General features: G+C 76.4%; 15 protein-coding genes. 8 read left to right on the top strand and 7 right to left on the bottom strand.

Annotated features, from left to right (window positions below):
* Window positions 1-6 precede the first annotated feature (6 nt).
* The 3 genes from ccrA to HCK00_RS20420 form a co-directional block, all read right to left on the bottom strand.
* Complete coding sequence (ccrA, locus tag HCK00_RS20410) at window positions 7-1,344, bottom strand: crotonyl-CoA carboxylase/reductase (RefSeq protein ID WP_168103467.1); 1,338 nt, start codon at window positions 1,342-1,344, stop codon at window positions 7-9.
* A gap of 1,101 nt (window positions 1,345-2,445) precedes the next feature.
* Entirely contained in the window at window positions 2,446-3,402 is a 957-nt protein-coding gene (locus HCK00_RS20415; protein WP_168103468.1) for a TetR family transcriptional regulator, read from the bottom strand.
* Between the two features lie 85 nt (window positions 3,403-3,487).
* Complete coding sequence (locus HCK00_RS20420; protein WP_240965816.1) at window positions 3,488-5,224, bottom strand: 3-hydroxyacyl-CoA dehydrogenase family protein; 1,737 nt, start codon at window positions 5,222-5,224, stop codon at window positions 3,488-3,490.
* Between the two features lies 1 nt (window position 5,225).
* On the opposite strand from HCK00_RS20420, the gene HCK00_RS27815 reads away from it, so the two are divergent.
* Together HCK00_RS27815 and HCK00_RS27820 are read left to right on the top strand one after the other, a co-directional pair.
* Window positions 5,226-5,516 carry a hypothetical protein gene (locus tag HCK00_RS27815; RefSeq protein WP_240965818.1) on the top strand — a complete coding sequence of 97 codons (291 nt, stop codon included), beginning with the start codon at window positions 5,226-5,228 and terminating at the stop codon, window positions 5,514-5,516.
* Between the two features lie 914 nt (window positions 5,517-6,430).
* Complete coding sequence (locus HCK00_RS27820; RefSeq protein ID WP_240965820.1) at window positions 6,431-7,204, top strand: HEAT repeat domain-containing protein; 774 nt, start codon at window positions 6,431-6,433, stop codon at window positions 7,202-7,204.
* Window positions 7,205-7,210: 6 nt separating this feature from the next.
* Here the strand turns inward: HCK00_RS27820 and HCK00_RS28525 are convergent, their stop codons facing one another.
* Both HCK00_RS28525 and HCK00_RS20435 read right to left on the bottom strand, forming a co-directional pair.
* Window positions 7,211-8,146, bottom strand: coding sequence for a peptidoglycan-binding protein (locus tag HCK00_RS28525; protein ID WP_311765409.1), 936 nt, complete (start codon window positions 8,144-8,146; stop codon window positions 7,211-7,213).
* Between the two features lie 143 nt (window positions 8,147-8,289).
* On the bottom strand, window positions 8,290-9,330 hold the full coding sequence (locus HCK00_RS20435) for an Rv2578c family radical SAM protein (RefSeq protein ID WP_168103470.1): 1,041 nt from the start codon (window positions 9,328-9,330) through the stop codon (window positions 8,290-8,292).
* A gap of 292 nt (window positions 9,331-9,622) precedes the next feature.
* Here HCK00_RS20435 and HCK00_RS20440 point away from each other — a divergent pair, with 292 nt between their 5' ends.
* Window positions 9,623-10,066 carry an SRPBCC family protein gene (locus tag HCK00_RS20440; protein ID WP_168103471.1) on the top strand — a complete coding sequence of 148 codons (444 nt, stop codon included), beginning with the start codon at window positions 9,623-9,625 and terminating at the stop codon, window positions 10,064-10,066.
* Window positions 10,067-10,167: 101 nt separating this feature from the next.
* Here HCK00_RS20440 and HCK00_RS20445 read toward each other — a convergent pair whose 3' ends face one another.
* Together HCK00_RS20445 and HCK00_RS20450 are read right to left on the bottom strand one after the other, a co-directional pair.
* A complete protein-coding gene (locus HCK00_RS20445; RefSeq protein ID WP_168103472.1) occupies window positions 10,168-11,280 on the bottom strand; it encodes a sensor histidine kinase in 1,113 nt (370 codons plus the stop codon).
* On the bottom strand, window positions 11,270-11,989 hold the full coding sequence (locus HCK00_RS20450) for a response regulator transcription factor (protein ID WP_168103473.1): 720 nt from the start codon (window positions 11,987-11,989) through the stop codon (window positions 11,270-11,272). The genes HCK00_RS20445 and HCK00_RS20450 overlap by 11 nt, the downstream gene beginning before the upstream one ends.
* A gap of 355 nt (window positions 11,990-12,344) precedes the next feature.
* Between HCK00_RS20450 and HCK00_RS20455 the strand changes: the two genes are divergently transcribed.
* The 5 genes from HCK00_RS20455 (at window position 12,345) to HCK00_RS28220 (ending at window position 18,958) form a co-directional block, all read left to right on the top strand.
* Entirely contained in the window at window positions 12,345-12,938 is a 594-nt protein-coding gene (locus HCK00_RS20455; RefSeq protein ID WP_168103474.1) for a DM13 domain-containing protein, read from the top strand.
* 228 nt (window positions 12,939-13,166) lie between these two features.
* Window positions 13,167-14,003 (top strand): M55 family metallopeptidase, encoded by an 837-nt coding sequence (locus HCK00_RS20460; protein ID WP_168103475.1) that lies wholly within the window; start codon window positions 13,167-13,169, stop codon window positions 14,001-14,003.
* Window positions 13,996-15,465, top strand: a complete 1,470-nt coding sequence (locus HCK00_RS20465; RefSeq protein WP_168103476.1) for a M20/M25/M40 family metallo-hydrolase — start codon at window positions 13,996-13,998, stop codon at window positions 15,463-15,465. The genes HCK00_RS20460 and HCK00_RS20465 overlap by 8 nt, the downstream gene beginning before the upstream one ends.
* 289 nt (window positions 15,466-15,754) lie before the next feature.
* On the top strand, window positions 15,755-17,875 hold the full coding sequence (locus HCK00_RS20470; RefSeq protein ID WP_168103477.1) for a S9 family peptidase: 2,121 nt from the start codon (window positions 15,755-15,757) through the stop codon (window positions 17,873-17,875).
* 141 nt (window positions 17,876-18,016) lie between these two features.
* Entirely contained in the window at window positions 18,017-18,958 is a 942-nt protein-coding gene (locus HCK00_RS28220) for a 4'-phosphopantetheinyl transferase family protein (protein WP_168103478.1), read from the top strand.
* Window positions 18,959-19,137: the final 179 nt, after the last annotated feature.

The raw sequence follows: 19,137 nt of genomic DNA on the forward strand, positions 1-19,137 counted from the left end.
GCCCCCTCAGACGTTCCGGAAGCGGTTGATGGCGTCCGCGTGCCGGGCCCGCAGTTCGTGGTCGCGCACGCCCAGGCCCTCCCCGGGGGCGAGGGCGAGCACGCCCACCTTGCCCTGGTGGAGGTTGCGGTGCACGTCGTAGGCGGCCTGCCCGGTGTCCTGGAGCGCGTAGGTGCGGGAGAGCGTGGGGTGGATCCTCCCTTTGGCGATCAGGCGGTTGGCCTCCCAGGCCTCGCGGTAGTTGGCGAAGTGGGAGCCGACGATCTTCTTCAGCGACATCCACAGATAGCGGTTGTCGTACTCGTGGCGGTACCCGGAGGTGGAGGCGCAGGTGACGATGGTGCCGCCCTTGCGGGTGACGAAGACGGAGGCGCCGAAGGTCTCCCGGCCGGGGTGCTCGAAGACGATGTCCACGTCCTCACCGCCGGTGAACTCCCGGATGCGTTTGCCGAACCGCTTCCACTCCCGGGGGTCCTGGGTGTTCTCGTCCTTCCAGAAGCGGTAGTCCTCGGCGGTACGGTCGATGATCGCCTCGGCGCCCATGGCGCGGCAGATGCCCGCCTTGGCGTCGCTGGAGACCACGCAGATCGGGGTGGCCCCGCCGGCCAGCGCGAACTGCGTGGCGTAGGAGCCGAGTCCGCCGCTGGCGCCCCAGATGAGGACGTTGTCCCCCTGCTTCATGCCGGCGCCGTTGCGGGAGACGAGCTGCCGGTAGGCGGTGGAGTTCACCAGCCCGGGGGCCGCCGCCTCCTCCCAGCTCAGATGGGCGGGCTTGGGCATCAGCTGGTTGGACTTGACCAGGGCGATCTCGGCGAGCCCGCCGAAGTTGGTCTCGAAGCCCCAGATGCGCTGTTCCGGGTCGAGCATGGTGTCGTCGTGGCCGTCCGCGGACTCCAGTTCGACGGAGAGGCAGTGCGCGACGACCTCGTCGCCCGGCCGCCAGGCGTTGACACCGGGCCCGGTGCGCAGCACGACCCCCGCCAGGTCGGAGCCGATGACGTGGTACGGCAGGTCGTGCCGCGCGGCGAGGGGGGAGAGCCGGCCGTAGCGCTCCAGGAAACCGAAGGTGGAGACCGGCTCGAAGATCGAGGTCCAGACCGAGTTGTAGTTGACGGAGCTGGCCATCACGGCCACCAGGGCCTCACCGGGCCCGAGTTCGGGCAGCGGGACCTGCTCCACGTGGAGGGACTTACGGGGGTCCTTGTCGCGGCTGTCGACGCCGTCGAACATGTCCTGCTCGTCGCGGTGGACGGTCACCGCCCGGTAGGACTCGGGCAGCGGCAGGGCGGCGAAGTCGGCGGACGTGGTGCCGTCGGCGAGGACGGCGTCCAGGATCTGTTGCACGGTGGCCTCCGGCGGAGCGCTGGGAGAACGCTTGAGGGAACGCTGGGGTCTTGTGGGGTCTTGTGGGGTCTCGTGGGGGCTGAACTCGTCGGTGCGATCGGTGCGATCGGTGCGATCGGTGCGATCGGCGCGGTGCGGAGGGCGGAGCGGTGCGATCCGCCGGGTCGGTGGGGCGCGGGTGCGGCCGGTCCGGCACGGGTGCGGTGCCGCGCGCCGTGCGGTCACACGGGGGTGCGCGGTGCCGCGGCGCGGCGCCGGTGGGCGCTCTGCGTGCCGGACGGCTCCGAAACGGCTGTGACGCGGTTGTGACGCGGTGTCAGGGCGCACGGCGGGCCGCGGGGACAGCGCCCTGGACACCCCTCACGGTAATGGCACGCCGTGCCAGCAATCAAGACACTGCGTGCCAGAAATTCCTCTCGTTCGTCGAGAGGGGTGCACATACGAGCGCGTCCCATGCCCCGGGTGTGGACGCCGGGTGGTGTGGACCCCGGGTGGTGACCACTAGGGGGACGAGGAGAGTGCCGGCGAGCCGCATTCCGGCCGCTGGGGCCGGTAGGGCCGTCGGGGCGCGGAGCCGGTGGCCCGGGCACGGTGCCGGGTGGCGCGGGGTGGCGCGGGGTGGCGCGGGGTGGCCGTGCGGGACGGCGCACGGCGGAGGCGCGGTGGGGCTGGGGGTGCGGGAGAGGGGCCGGGGTGGGGTCCGTGGGCGCGGGCGGCCGGCCGTGGGCGGTTCGGGCCGGGCGCCGGGAGGCCCGGGCGACACCCCGGAGGCCGGGCAGGCGCCCGGCGGGCGAAGTCAGGGCCTCATGGCACACCGCCCGGCTCGCGGCTCCTCACCGGCCCGGCCGGGCACACCGGCCGAACGACGGGCGGGAAGCAGCGGCCCAGGTGCGCCGCGGCCGGCGCCGGGGCCCGCCGCGGCGGTGCCCGTCGTCGCCGGCCTGGTGTGGGACCGGCGCTTGGCGGTGGCGCGCCCGCCGGGCCCACAGCTCCGGGCGGACGCCGGCCCGGGGCTGGCGCTTCCGGGTGGCGCGCCGGCTCAGCCCCGCGGTGTGCGGGTGGGCCGGGCCGGAGCCCGGCCCCGGCGGGGCGGTCCCGGGGTCACCTCTTGCCGAGGGCCTCCTCGATGGTCCGCATCACCTCGCTGAGCGGGGCGTCGGTCCGTGCGACGGTGACCAGAACCTCGTCGCGCACCGACGCCCGCGCCACCGGTGCCGTGCCGTCCGCCCCGGCCGGTTCCCGGCCCTCCGTCCCGGCCGTCCACTCCGGCGCGGCGTCCGTCCCCGGATGCGTCCCGGAACGCGTCCCGGTCCCGGAATCCGGGCCGCCGCCCGCCCGGCCCCGCTTCACCGGGGGCCGGGTGGCCGCGGCGATGCCGCCGCCGAACGTCTCCCGGACGATGGCGAACGCGCGGTCGAGCTGGGCCTCCACGTCCCCCTCGCCGCCGCCCCGCAGCCAGCGCCGCAGCACGTGGTTGTGGGCCGTCACCACGGCCGAGGCGGCGACCTCCGCCAGCAGCGGGTCGTCGTCGCCGTCCCGGTGCGCCCGCTCGTCGAAGTGGCCGAGGAGATAGCGGGTGAACAGCCGTTCGTACCGGGCGACCGAGGCGATCTCCCGTTCCCGCAGGGTGGGCACCTCGCGTGTCAGCCGGTACCGCTCCACGGAGACCGCGGGGGAGGCCGCGTACATCCGCATGACCTCCTTGATGCCCCGGCAGACGGTGTCCAGCGGGTGCTCCTCCGGCGGCGCCGCCTCCAGCACCGCCTCGGCCCGGACGAGCGTGTCGTCGTGGTCCGGGAAGATGGCCTCTTCCTTGGAGCGGAAGTGGCGGAAGAACGTCCGGCGGGCGACACCGGCGGCGGCGGCGATCTCGTCCACGGTCGTCGCCTCGTAGCCCTTGGTGGCGAAGAGTTCCATCGCCGCGGCGGCCAGCTTCCGGCGCATGGTGAGCCGTTGCGCGGCGGCGCGCCTGCTGCCCGGGGCGTCCGGCCGCGGGGGAGACTGCGGCCCCTTCACGGCCGTGCGCGGTGTGCGGGCGGACTTCACGGGGTGGGACATGTGGGGAACGTAACACGGCTCCCCGGGGCCGCGTGGGGACGGGCGGCCGCTCGCCGGCAGCGGCCCGCCCCACCCCGGTGACCGGTCACGCCCGCGCATACTCGTGGAAGCCGCGGCCCGATTTGCGGCCCAGGCAGCCCGCGGCGACCAGGTGCTCCAGCAGCGGCGCGGGTGCCAGCCCCGGCTCGCGGAACTCCTCGTGCAGCGCCCGCTGGATGGCCAGCGAGACGTCCAGCCCGACGACGTCGAGAAGCTGGAACGGGCCCATCGGGTAGCCGCCGCCGAGTCGCATCGCGGTGTCGATGTCGTCCGGGGTGGCGTAGTGCTCCTGCACCATCCGCACCGCGTTGTTGAGATACGGGAAGAGCAGGGCGTTGACGATGAAACCGGCCCGGTCGCCGCAGTCCACCGGGTGTTTGCGGATCTCGGCGCACACCTCGTGGACGGTGGCGTGGGCGTCGTCCGCGGTGAGCACCGTACGGACCACCTCGACCAGTTTCATCGCCGGCGCGGGGTTGAAGAAGTGCATTCCCACGACGTCCTGGGGCCGGCCGGTCGCCCGGGCGCAGGCCACCACGGGCAGGCTGGAGGTGGTCGTGGCGAGCACCGCGCCCGGCTTGCAGACCCGGTCCAGCGCGGCGAAGAGCTGCCGCTTGACCGCCAGGTCCTCGGCGACGGCCTCCACGGCCAGGTCCACGTCACCGAAGGCGTCGAGCGAGCCGGCCGGGGTGATGCGGGACAGCGTCTCCTCCCGGGCCCCCGCCGTCATCCGGCCCTTGTCCACGGAGCGGCCGAGGGATTTCGCGATCCGCGCCCGGGCCTTCCCGGCCTTCTCCGGGGTGCGGGCGGCGAGCACCACGCCGTAACCGGCCCTGGCGAACACCTCGGCGATGCCGGACGCCATGGTGCCGGACCCGGCCACGCCGACGGAGCGCACCGGCCTTCCCGCCGCGGCCGCCGCCTCCCCGGCCGGGGTCAGGGCGTCGGGGACGACCGCCGCGCTGCCCGGGGCCTCGTAGGTGTAGAAGCCGCGGCCCGCCTTGCGTCCGGTCAGCCCCGCCGCGCCGAGCTGCCCCAGGACGGGGGCCGGGGCGTGCAGCCGGTCGCCGGACGCGGCGTACATGGCCTCCAGGACGGTCCGCGCGGTGTCGATGCCGATGAGGTCCAGCAGCGCGAGCGGCCCCATCGGCAGGCCGCAGCCGAGCCGCATGGCGGCGTCGATGTCCTCGCGGGTGGCGTAGCGCGACTCGTACATCGCCGCCGCCTGGTTGAGGTAGCCGAAGAGCAGGCCGTCGGCGACGAACCCGGGCCGGTCGCCGACCGCCACCGGCTCCTTGCCCAGCTCGCGGGCGAGGCCGGTGACCGCGGCCGTGGCTCCCGGCGCGGTCAGCACGGTGGAGACCACCTCGACCAGCCTCATCGCCGGGGCGGGGTTGAAGAAGTGCAGACCCAGCACCCGCTCCGGGTGGGCCGAGCCGGCGGCCAGCCGGGTCACGGAGAGCGCGTTGGTCCCGGTGGCGATCACGGTGTCCGGGCGGACGACGGCGTCGAGGGCGGTGAGGACCTCGCGCTTGAGCGCGTGGTCCTCCGGCACGGCCTCGATCACGAGATCGGCCCCGGCGGCGGCCCGCAGCTCCGTGAAGGTGCGGAAGCGGGCCAGCACGTCCTGGCGGTCGCGGTCGCCGAGCCGCCCGCGCTCCACGGCGTTCGCGGTGGAACGCTCCAGCGCGGTCACGGCGTTCCGCGCGGCGGTCCCGCTCACGTCGATGCCGATGACCTCCCGCCCGGAGCGGGCCAGCACCTCCGCGATCCCGCTCCCCATCGTGCCCAGGCCGACGACGGCGACGACCGGGAGCAGGGAAGGGGCGGGGGAGGGGGACGGGGAGGCGGCCGACGCGGAAGCGGCGGGTGGCGCGGCGGACCTGGAGGGTGCGGCCGGGGACGTGGCGCCGGCCGCCGGAACGGGGGAGGCGGCGGAGGCGGCGGAGGAAGGGGCCGGGGCGGCGGAGGGGGCGGACGAGCCGGAGGGTGCGGGAGCGGCGGATCCGGAAAGGGGCGTGCGGTCCATCACGGGACTCCAGACGGTGATCCCCGACCACGGGCGGGGCGAGTGACGACTGACGGGACGGTGCCGGGGCCGGACACGCCGGAGACGAACGGGCGTGTGGCGGCCGGTTGGTAGGGGGCTGCCGGGGCTGCTGAGCGGCCGGGCGGCGGGGCCGCACCGGCCGCGCCGCGCCGCCGCACGCACGGGTGGGCCGTGCGGTGCGCCGCGGCGCCGTGAGCCGCCCCGCGCGGGCCTGCGCCCGGCGGGACACGGGCGGGCCCTGTCCCGGGACCCGGCCCGTCCTGCGGTACGGCGAGCCGTACCGGAACGGTGCGCCACCGGCGGCTGCGTCACCAGGCCGCCGGGGGCGGGGCCGCGCCACCGCGGTGGCGGCGCGCGGACTCCTGTACCCGAGAGTAGGGGGCGGTTCGCTCCCGCACCATCCCCGTGCGCATGTGATGTGAGTCGCCCTCACGTGAGCGGATTCCCGGCCGGTGTGCCAGGTGGGCCAGGCGGGCCGGGTGGGCCGGGCCGGAGAGGCCGGGCCGTGGAGCGGCGGGCGGCCGCCGGCGCGCGACGGCGCTCGGTGGGGCGGCGCCGGCGCCCGGCGGGGCAAGGCCGGGCGGCGCCGGGGCAGTGGCGCGGCGCCGCCCGCGCGGGCGTGGCGGCGGCGCTGCCGGGACGGCGGCGCAACCAGGAGGGCGGCGCGGCGGCGCGGCCCGGCGGCGCTTCCCGGCGAAGGGGCCGCGCCCGGAAAAAAGCTGACGGATCGTCATCGAATGAGGCCGGTGCGGCGTAAAGTGGCGGCAGAGGCCGGGGCGGGCCACCCGCGGGCCGGTTCCGGGGAACCGGCCGCCGCGCGGAAGTGACCTCGGGCCCCGCGCCGGGTAGAGAGGTTACGCCCGGTATCGGCGGCCGCTTCCCGGCGGCGCGGACCGGTGCGGAACGTTCACGGCGCCCACGGGTGGGGAGGGGGACGGCATGCCGTCCGGTGGTCATACGGCTGGTCGTACGGCGGAGCGCGAGAACCGGTCGGCGTTCGGCGCGCTGCTGGACCGGACCGCCCTGGAAGCGGCCGGAACCGGGGAGTCCGGCGACCACGGCACGCTCGCCACGCTCGCCCGCAAGGTGCTCGCCGGCCCGGACGGCTCCGCCGTCCTGGACGAGCTGGCGGCCGTCCTCACCCGCCCCGGGCAGCCGCTGTGGGCCCGCGAGCTGGCGGCCTTCGCCCTCGGCTGCCGCGGTGACCGGCGCGCGTTCGAGACGCTCGTCCTGCTGCTCAACCACCGCGACCCGGCCCGCTGCGCCACCGCGGCGCACGCCCTCGCCCGCCTCCGCGACCCCCGGACGGCGCGGGCCGCCGCCGCGCTCGCCACCAACCCGCTGCGCACCGCCTACGCCCTCCACCCGGTGCGGCTGCTCACGGCGTTGCGGGCGCCCGAGTCCGTGCCGGCGCTGATCACCACGCTGGAGCGGCTGGTCGGGACCTCCCGCCGCGGCGGCCTGACGGGCTACCGGCAGATCGCGCTGGCCTGCGTGGAGGGGCTGGCCGTCCTGGGCGACCGGCGCGCGATCCCGGTGCTCAACGCCGCCCGGGAGCACCCCCGGCTCGCTCCCGCCGCGTCGGCCGCGCTGGGCCGGCTCACCCGGACCGGCCCGGCGGGCCAGCCGGTGAGCCGCCCGGGACGCACCGGACGCACGGGGCGCAGCGGAACGTCCCCGAGCAGGGGCCAGGGGTCGGCGCCGCCACCCTGAGCCGGTTCACGTCGACGTGCGGGACTCCAAGTCGCGGCGGGTGGCGTCGCCGTACACCCCCTCCTCGTCGCCGCGGATGCCGTACCAGAGCTGGAAGCGTGCCACGGCCTCGGTGAGCCCGGCGTCGTAGCGGCCGTCGACCCGGCCCTCGGTGTAGACGTCGGGGATGCGGGAGAGCCGTTCCTGGAGTTCGGAGACCTGCGGGCCGCTGTCGCCCGGCTCCAGCACCTCGCTGCCCTCCGGTACGACCTCGGTGGGTGGTTCGGGGAGCGCGGTCGGCCCGGCGGGGGAGGCGGTGGCCGTGTCCGGGGCAGCCACGGGCGGGTCCGTCCCGGCGTCGCTCCCGCCGGGGAACAGCAGTACGGCGAGGAGTGCCGCGCCGGCCCCGGCGGCGGCGAAGCCCGCGGCGCGCAGCCCGGCGGGGGCGCGGCGGGACCGTCTCCCGGAGCGCGGGGAGGAGAAGGGCGGGCCGTCCGGCAGGACGCGGGTCGCGTCGGACGGGCCGGGGCCGGCGGTGCCGGTGGCGGGAGCCTCGCCGGCGGCCCCGCGCGGTCCGGCCGTCTCCGGGCGCGGGCCCGCGGTCCCTCCGGCGGAGCCGGTCATTCCGGTGGTGTCCCGCGCGGTCCCGGACCCTCCGGCGTCCGGCCACGCGCTCCCCGCCGGGACGCCGGCCGGGGGGAGTTCCTCGGTCGGCGGGTCCTCCTCCGGCCCGGCCGGAGAGGGGCCGGCCGGCTCCGGCTCCGGGGCCGGTTCCGGAACGGGGGCCGCGGCGGTGGGCGGTGCGGCGCCGGGTTCCGCGTCCCGCCCGGAGGGGCCGCCGGGCCCGGGGCGGAAGAGTTCCAGATCCTCCAGCCGGGTGCTCCGCCGGGCGCTGATCACCCGTGTCGGCTCGACCACCCGCCGGCGCCGGGGTGCCTGCCCGGGCTCGGGACCGCTGTCCACGTTCGACCTCCTGGGGGATGCTGCGTCGCTGAGGCCACCACCCGTCCCCCTGGGATACGCGGGCGGACGCGGGACGTCTCACCGCCCGCCCGGCCGGATCGGCGGGAGGGCCGGCGAGCGGTGGCGAGCGGTGGCGGGCGCCGTCAGAGGAGGGTGAGCTGCGAGGGGCCGGCCGCCTCGGGCGGCGTGGGCTCCGGCGGCGGGACGCGATGGGCGCCGGTGTGGGAGGGGCCGGGGCGGGACGGGCCGATGCCGTACTCGCCGGCCAGTTCGTGGACGCGCCGGGTGATCTGCCGCTGGTACCACTTCGGGGCGTAGGCGCCGCCCGCGTACAGCACCTCGTAGCGCCGCACCAGCTCCGGGTGGTGCCGGGCGAGCCACTCCAGGAACCATTCGCGCGCGCCGGGCCGCAGGTGCAGGACGAGCGGGGTGACGGAACCGGCGCCCGCGGCGGCGACGGCGCGGACGGTCTCCCGCAGTTGCCGCGGGGAGTCGCTGAGGTAGGGGATGACCGGGGCCATCAGCACCGAGCAGGGGATGCCGTGGGCGGTGAGGGTGCGGCAGACCTCCAGGCGGCGCTCGGGGGAGGGCGCGCCCGGTTCGACGGTCCGCCACAGCTCGCGGTCGGTGAAGCCCACGGAGACGCTGATGCCGATGTCCGTGACCTCGGCCGCCTGCCGCAGCAGATCGAGGTCACGGAGGATCAGGGTGCCCTTGGTGAGGATGGAGAACGGGTTCGCCCGGTCGCGCAGCGCGCCGAGGATGCCGGGCATGAGCCGGTAGCGGCCTTCGGCGCGCTGGTAGCAATCGACGTTGGTGCCCATCGCGACGTGCTCGCCGCGCCAGCGCGGGGAGGCCAGTTCGCGGCGGAGCAGCTCGGGCGCGTTGACCTTCACGACGATCTGGGAGTCGAAGCCGGTGCCGGTGTCCAGGTCCAGATAGCTGTGCGTGCGGCGGGCGAAGCAGTACACGCAGGCGTGGGTGCAGCCCCGGTAGGGGTTGAGCGTCCACTCGAACGGCATCCGGGAGGCGCCCGGCACCCGGTTGAGGATCGTGCGGGCACGGATCTCGTGGAAGGTCATGCCCCGGAACTCGGGGGTGTCGAAGCTGCGGGTGACCGCGTCGGTCCCGAAGAGGGCGGGGGATGCGGAGGAGTCGTCGTGGCTCAGGCCGTCCCAGCGCATGTGCGCACGCTCCTTCCGTCCGTACCGTTCCTCCAACGTAGAACACTTATTCGAATCTCGCCAGTGGTGCCGCGCGGCCCCGGGGGGACGGCACGCGGCCGCGGTCGCTCGACCGCCCCGGGGCCCATGACCGCCGCGCGGGCCCGCCGCCGGGTCCCGCCGGTGGTTCCGGCCGCTCGCCCGCCGCGGCGGATTTCGCGTGCTCCGGGCACCGGTGATTGGCTGGCCCCGACCGGATGGGACCGGCCGGGCGCGTGCCCGGTGGGAGTGACCGACTGACAGGAGGACGGACATGGCGCAGGTCGAGGCCACGACCGAGCGGGAGATCGCGGCGCGGCCCGAGGCGGTGTTCGAGGCGCTCGCCGACTACGCGGGCACGCGTGCCCGGCTGCTGCCCGAGCAGTTCAGCGAGTACGAGGTCCGGGAGGGCGGCCGGGGCGCGGGCACGCTGGTGCACTGGCGGCTTCAGGCGACGAGCAAGCGGGTGCGGGACTGCCTGCTGGACGTCACCGAGCCGGGCCCGGGCCGGCTGGTCGAGACGGACCGCAACTCCTCGATGGTGACCACCTGGACGGTGACCCCGGCGGGCGAGGGCAGGTCGGCCGTCCAGGTCAGCACCGTCTGGAACGGGGCGGGCGGCGTCGGCGGCTTCTTCGAGCGGACCTTCGCCCCCAAGGGACTCGGCCGGATCTACGACGCCGAGCTGGCGAAGCTCGCCGCGGAGGTCGAGAAGTGACGTAGGGCCACGGGCGGGGGCCGGTCCGGCCGTCCGCCGGAGGGCCGGGCCGCGGCCGTCCGGAACGAGGAGCGGTCTCCCCGCGTCCGTGGGGGGACCGCTCAGGCCGCCGCGGGGAGGTGGACCTCGAAGCGGCAGCCGCCCGGCACGTTGCGCACGGCCGCGCGCCCCTGGTGGGCCTCCACGATGCCGCGCACGATCGCCAGGCCCAGCCCCGCTCCGGCGGGCGGGGTGCGGGCGTCCGTGGCGCGCCAGCCGGTGTCGAAGACCCGGGGCAGGTCCTCGGGCCGGATGCCCCCGCAGCCGTCCGTCACGGACACGACGACGCTGCCGTCCCGCCGCTGCGCGGACACGGCGACCGTGCCGTCGGCGGGCGTCCGGCGGATGGCGTTGACGAGCAGGTTCGCCAGCACGCGGGACATCTCCCGGCCGTCGACCTCGATCGGCGCGGGCTCGACCCCGGCGCCCACGAGCCGTACGCCGTGCTCCCTGGCCAGGGCGTCGGCACCCGCGATGGCGTCACCGACCAGGTCGTAGACCGAGACGCGGGCGGTGTTCAGGGTGAGAACACCGGCCTGGATGCGGGAGAGCTCGAACAGGTCGCCGACCATGCCGCTCATCCGCTCGACCTCCGTGCGGATACGGGCGTGGTAGACGCCCGGGTCGGCGACGACGCCGTCCTCCAGCGCCTCGGCCATCGCCTGGAGCCCGGCGAGGGGGGTGCGCAGGTCGTGGGAGATCCAGGCGACCAGCTCCCGGCGGGAGGCCTCGAGGGACTGCTCCCGCTCGCGGGAGGCGGCGAGTTTCGCGCTCGTGGCGGCCAGCTCCCGGCTGAGCACGGCGAGTTCGGCCAGGGGTGCGGTGGCGGGCGGGGTGAAGCTGCCGTCGTCGCCGAAGGCGCGGGTGGCCCGGGCCAGGGCCTCGCTCTCCCGGACGACGCCGCGGCCGAGGACGAGGGCGACCGCGAGGGAGACGACGGCCGCCATGGAGCACACCATCGTCACCACCCAGAGGTCGTGGTCGGACAGGAACATCGCCCAGGCCACCAGCATCGTCCCGGCGAGCATCGCCGCGACGGTGACGGCGGCCACCACGGCCAGCGACAGGGTGACCGAGCGGTGGCGCACCAGGCGCAGGGCCGTGGTGCCGAGCAGTCCGGCGGCGGCCGCGCCGGCCGCCGCGTACAGCGCGATCAGGAGGGTGTCACCGAGCATCGCCGGCTCCTTCCGGGGCGGGGGCGTCGAAGCGGTAGCCCACCCCCCACACCGTGGTGATCAGCCGGGGGTGGGCCGGATCGTCCTCGATCTTTCCGCGCAGCCGCCGCACGTGGACGGTCACGGTCGACAGGTCCCCGAACTCCCAGCCCCAGACCGTGTGCATCAGTTCCTCCCGGCTCGTGGCCCGCCCCGGGTTGCGCAGGAAGAACTCCAGCAGGTCGAACTCGCGGAGGGTCAGGGTGAGGTCCTCCCCGCGCCGGGTCGCGCGCCGGGCGGCGGGCTCCACGGTGAGCTGCCCCGCCCGCAGCGGCGCCCCGGCGGGCGCGGTGCGCGCGGCCGCCGCCGTCCCGGCGCGGCGCAGCACCGACTCCACCCGCAGCACCAGCTCGCGCGGGCTGAACGGCTTGGTGACGTAGTCGTCCGCGCCCACCTCGAGCCCGAGGACGCGGTCCTCCTCGTCGCCCCGCGCGGTCAGCATGACCACCGGGAGCGGCCCGGCCTCGCGGAGGCGGCGGCAGACCTCCAGCCCGTCCATACCGGGCAGCATCAGGTCCAGCACCACCAGGTCCGGCGGCCGCTCGGCGGCCCGGGCCACGGCGGCGGGGCCGTCGGCGGCGACATCGACGGCGAAGCCCGCCCGGCTCAGATAGCCGGCGACGACCTCGGAGACCGTCGGGTCGTCGTCCACGACGAGTACGCGTTTCACACGGTGGAGTCTCGCACCGGTGTCCGGCCGGCGGCACGGGCCGTGACGGACGTCAGCGATCCGTAAGGCCACCGGATCCCGGTGCCGCCCCGGTGCCGCCCGGGTGCTCAAGGGGCGGACGCGGCGACCAGCACGGTTCTGCCCCCGCCCCTCCGTCTCCGCTCCCGCCTTCGCCCGGTGCCGGCGGCCGGTCCCGTGCCGGTCCCGTGCCGGGCATGAGCCGGGCACGCGTCCTCGCCGTAGAACCGGAGGACGTAAGGGTTCCGTCATCGGCCTCGGCCACGGGGCGTCCCGTCCCGCCCGTTGAATGGGGTGACGACGAGGTGACAGGCCGACCGGAGGAGGAGAGGCGGGCATGGCACGCGCACGGAAGCTGCTGTTCGGGCCGTTGGGTATCGGGGTGCTGGTCGTGACGGTCGCCGCGGCCGGTTTCGGGCTGTACTGGTTCCAGCCGTGGAAGCTGTGGCAGGACCGGACGGTGCAGGAGACCGCGCCCGTGGCCCAGGTGCCCCCCGGGCCCGACGGGGAGGAGCGGCCGGCCGGCCCGGTGGACGGCGGGGCGGAGCCGTCCGGGCCGCCGTCCTCCCCGTCGGGGCCCCGGGCGGTGGCCGGCGGGGAGCTGATCAGCCATGAGCACGCGACCTCGGGCACGGTGCGGCTCGTGCGGCTGGAGGACGGCTCGCACGTCCTCCGGCTGGAGAACCTCGACACGAGCAACGGACCGGACCTGCGGGTGTGGCTGACCGACGCGCCGGTCAAGGAGGGGCGGGCCGGCTGGCACGTCTTCGACGACGGCGCGTACGTCAGCCTCGGCAAGCTGAAGGGCAACAAGGGAAGCCAGAACTACCCCGTGCCCGCCGATGCCGACCTGTCCCGTTACTCCAGCGTGAGCATCTGGTGTGCCCGGTTCGGCGTGTCGTTCGGCGCGGCGGAACTCGGCCGTCTCTGACACCGGCCCCGCGCCGGCCCGCCGGACGGCATGGCGGGCCGGCGCGCCCGTCCCGGGACGGGGCGCCGATCGGTGGAGTGGGGCCGGGGCCCGTGCCTGTCCGTGGCCGCGGCCCGCGCCGGCGCGTAACGTGACGCGGCAGAAGATCCTCGTTGCCGCCGCGTGCCGGCGGAAACGGCTGTCACCGGCCGGACGGCAAGGTTCCGGCCCGCGAGGGGACGGGCGCGCATGAAGATCCTCATCTCCGCCGACATGGAGGGCGCCACTGGTGTGACCTGGCCGGCCGATGTGCTGCCGGGCCACGAGCAGTGGCAGCGCTGCCGTCAGATGTTCACCTCCGACGTGAACGCGGCGATCGCCGGCTTCCTCGACGGCGGCGCCGACGAGGTGGTCGTCAACGAGGCGCACTGGACCATGCGGAACCTGCTGCTGGAGCGGCTGGACGAGCGCGCGGTGCTGCTCACCGGCCGGCACAAGGCGCTCAGCATGGTGGAGGGCGTGCAGCACGGGGACGTGGACGGCGTGGCCTTCGTCGGCTACCACACCGGCGCGGGGGCCGAGGGGGTCCTCGCGCACACCTACCTCGCCAACTCGATCACGGGCGTCTGGCTCGACGGCGTCCGGGCGAGCGAGGGCCTGCTCAACTCCCGTGTGGTGGCGGAGTTCGGCACCCCGGTGGTCCTGGTCACCGGGGACGACCGCACCTGCGAGGACGCCCTGGGCTACGCCCCCGGGGCGCGTTCGGTCGCCGTCAAGACCTGTGTGTCCCGTTACGCCGCGCTCTGCCGGCCGCCCGCCCGGACCGCCGCGGAGATCACAGCGGCCGCGAAGGAGGCCGCGGCCCTGGCCATCCGGCACGAACCGGCGCCTGACGCCGGCCCGTTCACGGTCGAGGTGGAGTTCGACGCGGAGCACCTGGCGGGCGCGGCGACGGTGGTGCCCGGCGTGGAGCAGTCCGGGGAGCGGCGGGTCGTCTACACCAGCGACACGATGTACGAGGGCATCCGCTGCTTCAAGGCGGTCACCACCCTTGTATCGGCGGCGACGGAGGAGCGGTATGGCTGACACGGTGTCCACCCGGCCGGGCGGCGCGAGCGGCCACGGCGGGGCGAGCGGCCACGGCGGGGCGGCCGGCGGGGCCGGGCCGGCGGTCCCGGCCGGAGGCCCGGCGGGGGAGCCCGGGGCGGCCGGAGTGGACGATCAGGCGCTGGCCGAGGTGGTGGCCTTCACCTCGGATCTGATCCGCGTCGACACCACCAACCACGGCGGGGGCGAGGGGTCCGAGCGGCCCGCCGCCGAGTACGTCGCCGAGCGGCTCGCCGGCGCCGGCCTGGATCCCGTGCTGCTGGAGAAGGCGCCGGGCCGCACCAATGTGGTCGCCCGGGTCCGCGGCAGCGATCCGGCCGCCCCGGCGCTGCTGCTCCACGGCCATCTGGACGTGGTGCCCGCGGACCCGGCCGAGTGGACGGTCCACCCCTTCTCCGGCGAGGTGCGCGACGGGGTGGTGTGGGGGCGCGGTGCCGTGGACATGAAGAACATGGACGCGATGATCGTCGCCCTGGTGCGCTCCTGGGCGCGGGCGGGGATCCGTCCCCGCCGGGACATCGTGCTCGCCTTCACCGCCGACGAGGAGGACAGCGCCGCCTTCGGCTCCGGCTTCCTCACCGAGCGGCACGCGGACCTGTTCGAGGGGTGCACCGAGGGCGTCAGCGAGTCCGGCGCCTTCACCTTCCACGGGGATTCCGGCCGCCGCATCTACCCGATCGCCGCGGGGGAGCGGGGCACGGCCTGGCTCAGGCTCACCGCGCGCGGCCGCGCCGGCCACGGCTCCAAGGTCAACGGTGAGAACGCCGTCAGCCGGCTGGCGGCGGCCGTGAGCCGGATCGGGGAGCACCGCTGGCCGGTGCGGATCACCCCGACGGTCCGGGCCGCGCTCACCGCGCTCGCCGATCTCCACGGCGTCCCGGCCGGGGACCCCGAGCGCGACCTGGACGCGCCCGGGTTCGACCCGGCGCCGCTGCTGGCCCGGCTCGGCCGGTCCGCCGCCCTGGTGGAGGCGACCCTGCGCAACAGCTCCAACCCGACCGTGCTGAACGCCGGTTACAAGGTCAACGTCATCCCGGGCAGCGCCACCGCCCTGGTCGACGGCCGGATGGTGCCCGGCGGGGAGGAGGAGTTCCACACCACCCTCGACCGGCTCACCGGACCCGACGTGGACTGGGAGTTCCACCACCGGGAGGTCCCGCTCCAGGCCCCGGTGGACTCCCCGTCGTTCCGCGCGATGCGTGAGGCCGTCGAGATGTTCGACCCCGGTGCCACGGCCGTGCCGTTCTGCATGACGGGCGGCACGGACGCCAAGCAGTTCTCCCGGCTGGGCATCACGGGATACGGCTTCTCCCCGCTGAAGCTGCCGGAGGGGTTCGACTACTGGTCGCTCTTCCACGGCGTGGACGAGCGCGTGCCCGTCGAGGCGCTGCACTTCGGCGTCCGTGTCCTGGACCACTTCCTGCGGCGGAGCCACGGGTGACCGGCGGGGACACGCCGGAATCCGCGCCGCCGGACGGGGCAGGAACACCGGAGGCCCCGGGGACCGGCCGCGAGCCCGCCGCCGGCCGGACAGGGGTACGGGAAGTACCGCGGGGCGGGTGAACGGCACGGGGACGACGGCGAACACGGCGGGCGGAGAACCACGGAGCGGAGGGACGGCCCCCGGCACGCGGAGACGGGCCGGGGGCGACCGGACACGGACGGGTTCGGCGCCGGGCACGACCCGCCCGGTGGCCGCCGGACACGGAGCAGGTCAGGAGGCGTTGGGGATGGTGGCCACGGCCCCCTACGGCGCGTGGCGGTCACCGATCACCGCCGCGCTCGCCGCGGAACACGACGGACGGCCGGAGTATCCGGGGGCGGTCGGCGACGAGGTGTGGTGGACCGCGCCCCGGCCCGCGGAGGGCGGCCGCCGGACGCTGGTCCGGCGCCGGGCCGACGGCCGCGAGGAGACGGTGCTCCCGGCACCGTGGAACGTCCGCAGCCGTGTCATGGAGTACGGCGGCCGGCCCTGGAGCGGCGCCGGCCGCCCCGGCCGGGGCCCGCTGATCGTTTTCGTCCACCACGCCGACCAGCGGCTCTACTCCCATGAGCCGGACGCTCCCGGCGCGCCCCCGCCCCGGCCGCTCACCCCGGTCTCCGCCGTCGGCGGCGGGCTGCGCTGGGCGGACCCCCTGCTGCTGCCGGAGCGGGGCGAGGTGTGGTGCGTCCTGGAGGAGTACACCGGTGACGGCCCCGGGGACGTCCGCCGGGCCCTCGCCGCCGTGCCGCTGGACGGCTCCGCGGCCGGGGACCGCGCCGCTGTCCGTGAACTCACCGACGGCGCGCACCGGTTCGTCACCGGGCCCCGGCTGTCGCCGGACGGCTCCCGTGCCGCCTGGATCGGCTGGGACCACCCGAACATGCCGTGGGACGGCACCGAACTGCTGGTCGGTGAGGTCACCGCGGAGGGGACGATCCGGGGGGCACGCACCGTGCTGGGCGGCCCCTCCGAGTCCGTCCCGCAGGCCGAGTGGGCGCCCGGCGGCGAACTGCTCGCCGTCTCCGACCGCGGCGGCTGGTGGAACCTCTACCGCATCACCGGACCGGACGTCCGCCCCCGGGGACGCGACGGGGCGGGTGCCGCCACCGCCCCCGGCGCCACGGCCGCTCCCGTCCCCGCCGAAGCCGGCACCGGCCCGGTGACCGGTCCGGCGACCGCCGGGGTGACCGTCACCGCGCTCTGCCCCCGGGAGGAGGAGTTCGGCGGGCCTCTATGGAAGATCGGCAGCCGCTGGTTCGCCCCGCTGCCCAGCGGCCTCGTCGCGGTGGTGCACGGGCGGGGCGCCACCTCCCTCGGGCTGCTCGACCCGGAGAGCGGGGACCTCTACGACGCCCCCGGCCCCTGGTCCGCGTGGGAACCCGCGCTCGCCGTGCACGACACCCGCGTGATCGGGATCGCCGCCGGCCCGCGCAGCTCCTACGAGGTGGTGGAGCTGGACACCGCCACCGGACACGCCCGGGTGGCCGGCGCCGTCCACCGCGACCCCGTGGACCCGGCGTACTACCCCGAGCCGCAGATCCGCACCTTCACCGGACCGGAGGGCCGGGAGATCCACGCGTACATCCATCCGCCCTTCAACCCCGACCACGCCCCACCGGGCGACGAGCTGCCGCCCTACGTGGTGTGGGCGCACGGCGGCCCCACCGCCCACGCCCCGCTCGTGCTCGACCTGGACATCGCCTACTTCACCTCCCGCGGCCTCGGTGTCGCCGAGGTCAACTACGGCGGCTCCACCGGTTACGGCCGGGAGTACCGGGAACGGCTGCGCGGCCGGTGGGGCGTGGTCGACGTGGAGGACTGCGCCGCCGTCGCCGAGGCGCTGGCCGCCGAGGGGACCGCCGACCGTGACCGGCTCGCCATCCGCGGCGGCAGCGCCGGCGGCTGGACCGCCGCGGTCTCCCTCACCGGCAGCGGTCTCTACGCCTGCGGCACGCTGATCTACCCCGTGCTCGACCTCGAGAGCTGGGCCGCGGGCGGCACCCACGACTTCGAGTCACGCTATCTGGACGGCCTGGTGGGCTCCCTCGCCGACCACCCCGAGCGCTACCGGTCCCGTTCCCCCCTCCGCCACGCCGACCGCGTCTCCGTGCCCTTCCTCATCCTGCAAGGGCTGGACGACGTGATCTGCCCGCCGGAGCAGTGCGCGCGCTTCCAGGCGGCGGTGGCCCGGCGCGGCGTCCCGCACGCCTGCCTCACCTTCGAGGGGGAGGGCCACGGCTTCCGGCGGAGCGACACCATGATCCGTGCGCTGGAGGCGGAACTCGCGCTCTACACCCAGGTGTTCGGCATCCCCTCGCCGGACGCGCCACGGCTGGACCTGTCGGGGCGGCCCGGCCCACCGGCGTGAGCGACGCGCCCGAAGGGGCCGGGCCGTTACCGGAGCCGGGCCGTTCCTGATGTGCTGGGCACCCGGTCCGCGCCCGGACCGGGACACAACTGATCCGTACGCGCCCGGCCGTCCCCGGCCCGGCCGGACGAGGGGGAACCCATGACGCTCCACGCTTCCGGCGCCACGCCCGGCGCCCGCCGCTCCGGACCCGGCGGCGGGACCGCCGACGGAACCGCCGGTGACGGAGCGGGCGAGGGCCCCGCCAGGGACGGGGTGGGCGAGGGCCCCGCCAGGGACGGGGCGGGCGACAGAGCCGGAGACGGGGCGAGCGGCGCCACACGGGGCCCGGACGCCGAGGAGACCGGCGCCGAGGAGACCGGCGGTCACCACGGTCCGGTGGTGCGGTGGTTCGACCCCTCCGGGCCGGCCGGCGCGCTCCGGCCGCCGGCGGCCGGGGAGCCCGCGCTGTGGCTGGTCCGGGTGGCCGAACACGCCCCGTACGCCGCGGCGGTGGCCGGCGGCGTGCTGGACGCGGCGGAGCGGGGCCGCGCCGGGGCCTTCGTCCGCGCCGCCGACCGTGACCGCTACCGGGTGGCGCATCTGGCGCTCCGTCTGCTCCTCGGCGGCTATCTGGACACCGAACCGCGGGCCGTGGAACTGGTCCGGGAGCCCTGCCCCCGCTGTGGCGGCCCGCACGGCCGCCCGGCCGTGTCCGCCGGCGCGCCGCACTTCTCCCTCTCCCACACCGGGGACCTCGTGCTGCTGGCCTTCGCGGACCTCCCGGTGGGAGCCGACGTGGAGGAGTGGCCGGAGGAGCGGACCGTCCGCGAGGTGTCGGCGGCCCTGCACCCGGGGGAGCGCGCCGAGCTGGCGGCGCTGCCCGCCGGCGCCCGCCGGGCGGCCTTCGCCCGCTGCTGGACCCGGAAGGAGGCCCATCTCAAGGGCACCGGCGCGGGGCTGTCCGGCGGCCTCGCGGCCACCTACACCGGGACGGGTCCGGTGCCGGCGCCGATCCCGGGCTGGACCCTCACCGATGTGCCCGTCCCTCCCGGCCACGCGGCCGCCTGCGCCGTCCGCCGGGAGCCGCCGGGCGCCCGGTGAGCCCGCGCGGCGGGCCCCGGGGGCCTGAGGGCGTCGGGCCGGCGCGCCCCCGGGGAACGGCCTGAGAGGGACGGGCGGCGCCGGGGTCCGTGCCCGCCGTGGAGCCGCGCCCGGCGTCCCGCCCCTCGCGTCCCCGCGGTGTCAGGCCCGCCCGGAGGACGGGCCGGGGCCGGGAGCGC

The organism is Streptomyces zingiberis, assembly GCF_012034935.1.
GTDB lineage: Bacteria > Actinomycetota > Actinomycetes > Streptomycetales > Streptomycetaceae > Streptomyces > Streptomyces zingiberis.

Coding starts and splice junctions, on each gene's coding strand:
- HCK00_RS20415 (WP_168103468.1), bottom strand. CDS start 3,402: ATGTCCCACCCCGTGAAGTCCGCCCGCACACCGCGCACGGCCGTGAAG.
- HCK00_RS20420 (WP_240965816.1), bottom strand. CDS start 5,224: ATGGGGAGCGGGATCGCGGAGGTGCTGGCCCGCTCCGGGCGGGAGGTC.
- HCK00_RS27820 (WP_240965820.1), top strand. CDS start 6,431: ATGCCGTCCGGTGGTCATACGGCTGGTCGTACGGCGGAGCGCGAGAAC.
- HCK00_RS20435 (WP_168103470.1), bottom strand. CDS start 9,330: ATGCGCTGGGACGGCCTGAGCCACGACGACTCCTCCGCATCCCCCGCC.
- HCK00_RS20440 (WP_168103471.1), top strand. CDS start 9,623: ATGGCGCAGGTCGAGGCCACGACCGAGCGGGAGATCGCGGCGCGGCCC.
- HCK00_RS20445 (WP_168103472.1), bottom strand. CDS start 11,280: ATGCTCGGTGACACCCTCCTGATCGCGCTGTACGCGGCGGCCGGCGCG.
- HCK00_RS20455 (WP_168103474.1), top strand. CDS start 12,345: ATGGCACGCGCACGGAAGCTGCTGTTCGGGCCGTTGGGTATCGGGGTG.
- HCK00_RS20460 (WP_168103475.1), top strand. CDS start 13,167: ATGAAGATCCTCATCTCCGCCGACATGGAGGGCGCCACTGGTGTGACC.
- HCK00_RS20465 (WP_168103476.1), top strand. CDS start 13,996: ATGGCTGACACGGTGTCCACCCGGCCGGGCGGCGCGAGCGGCCACGGC.
- HCK00_RS20470 (WP_168103477.1), top strand. CDS start 15,755: ATGGTGGCCACGGCCCCCTACGGCGCGTGGCGGTCACCGATCACCGCC.
- HCK00_RS28220 (WP_168103478.1), top strand. CDS start 18,017: ATGACGCTCCACGCTTCCGGCGCCACGCCCGGCGCCCGCCGCTCCGGA.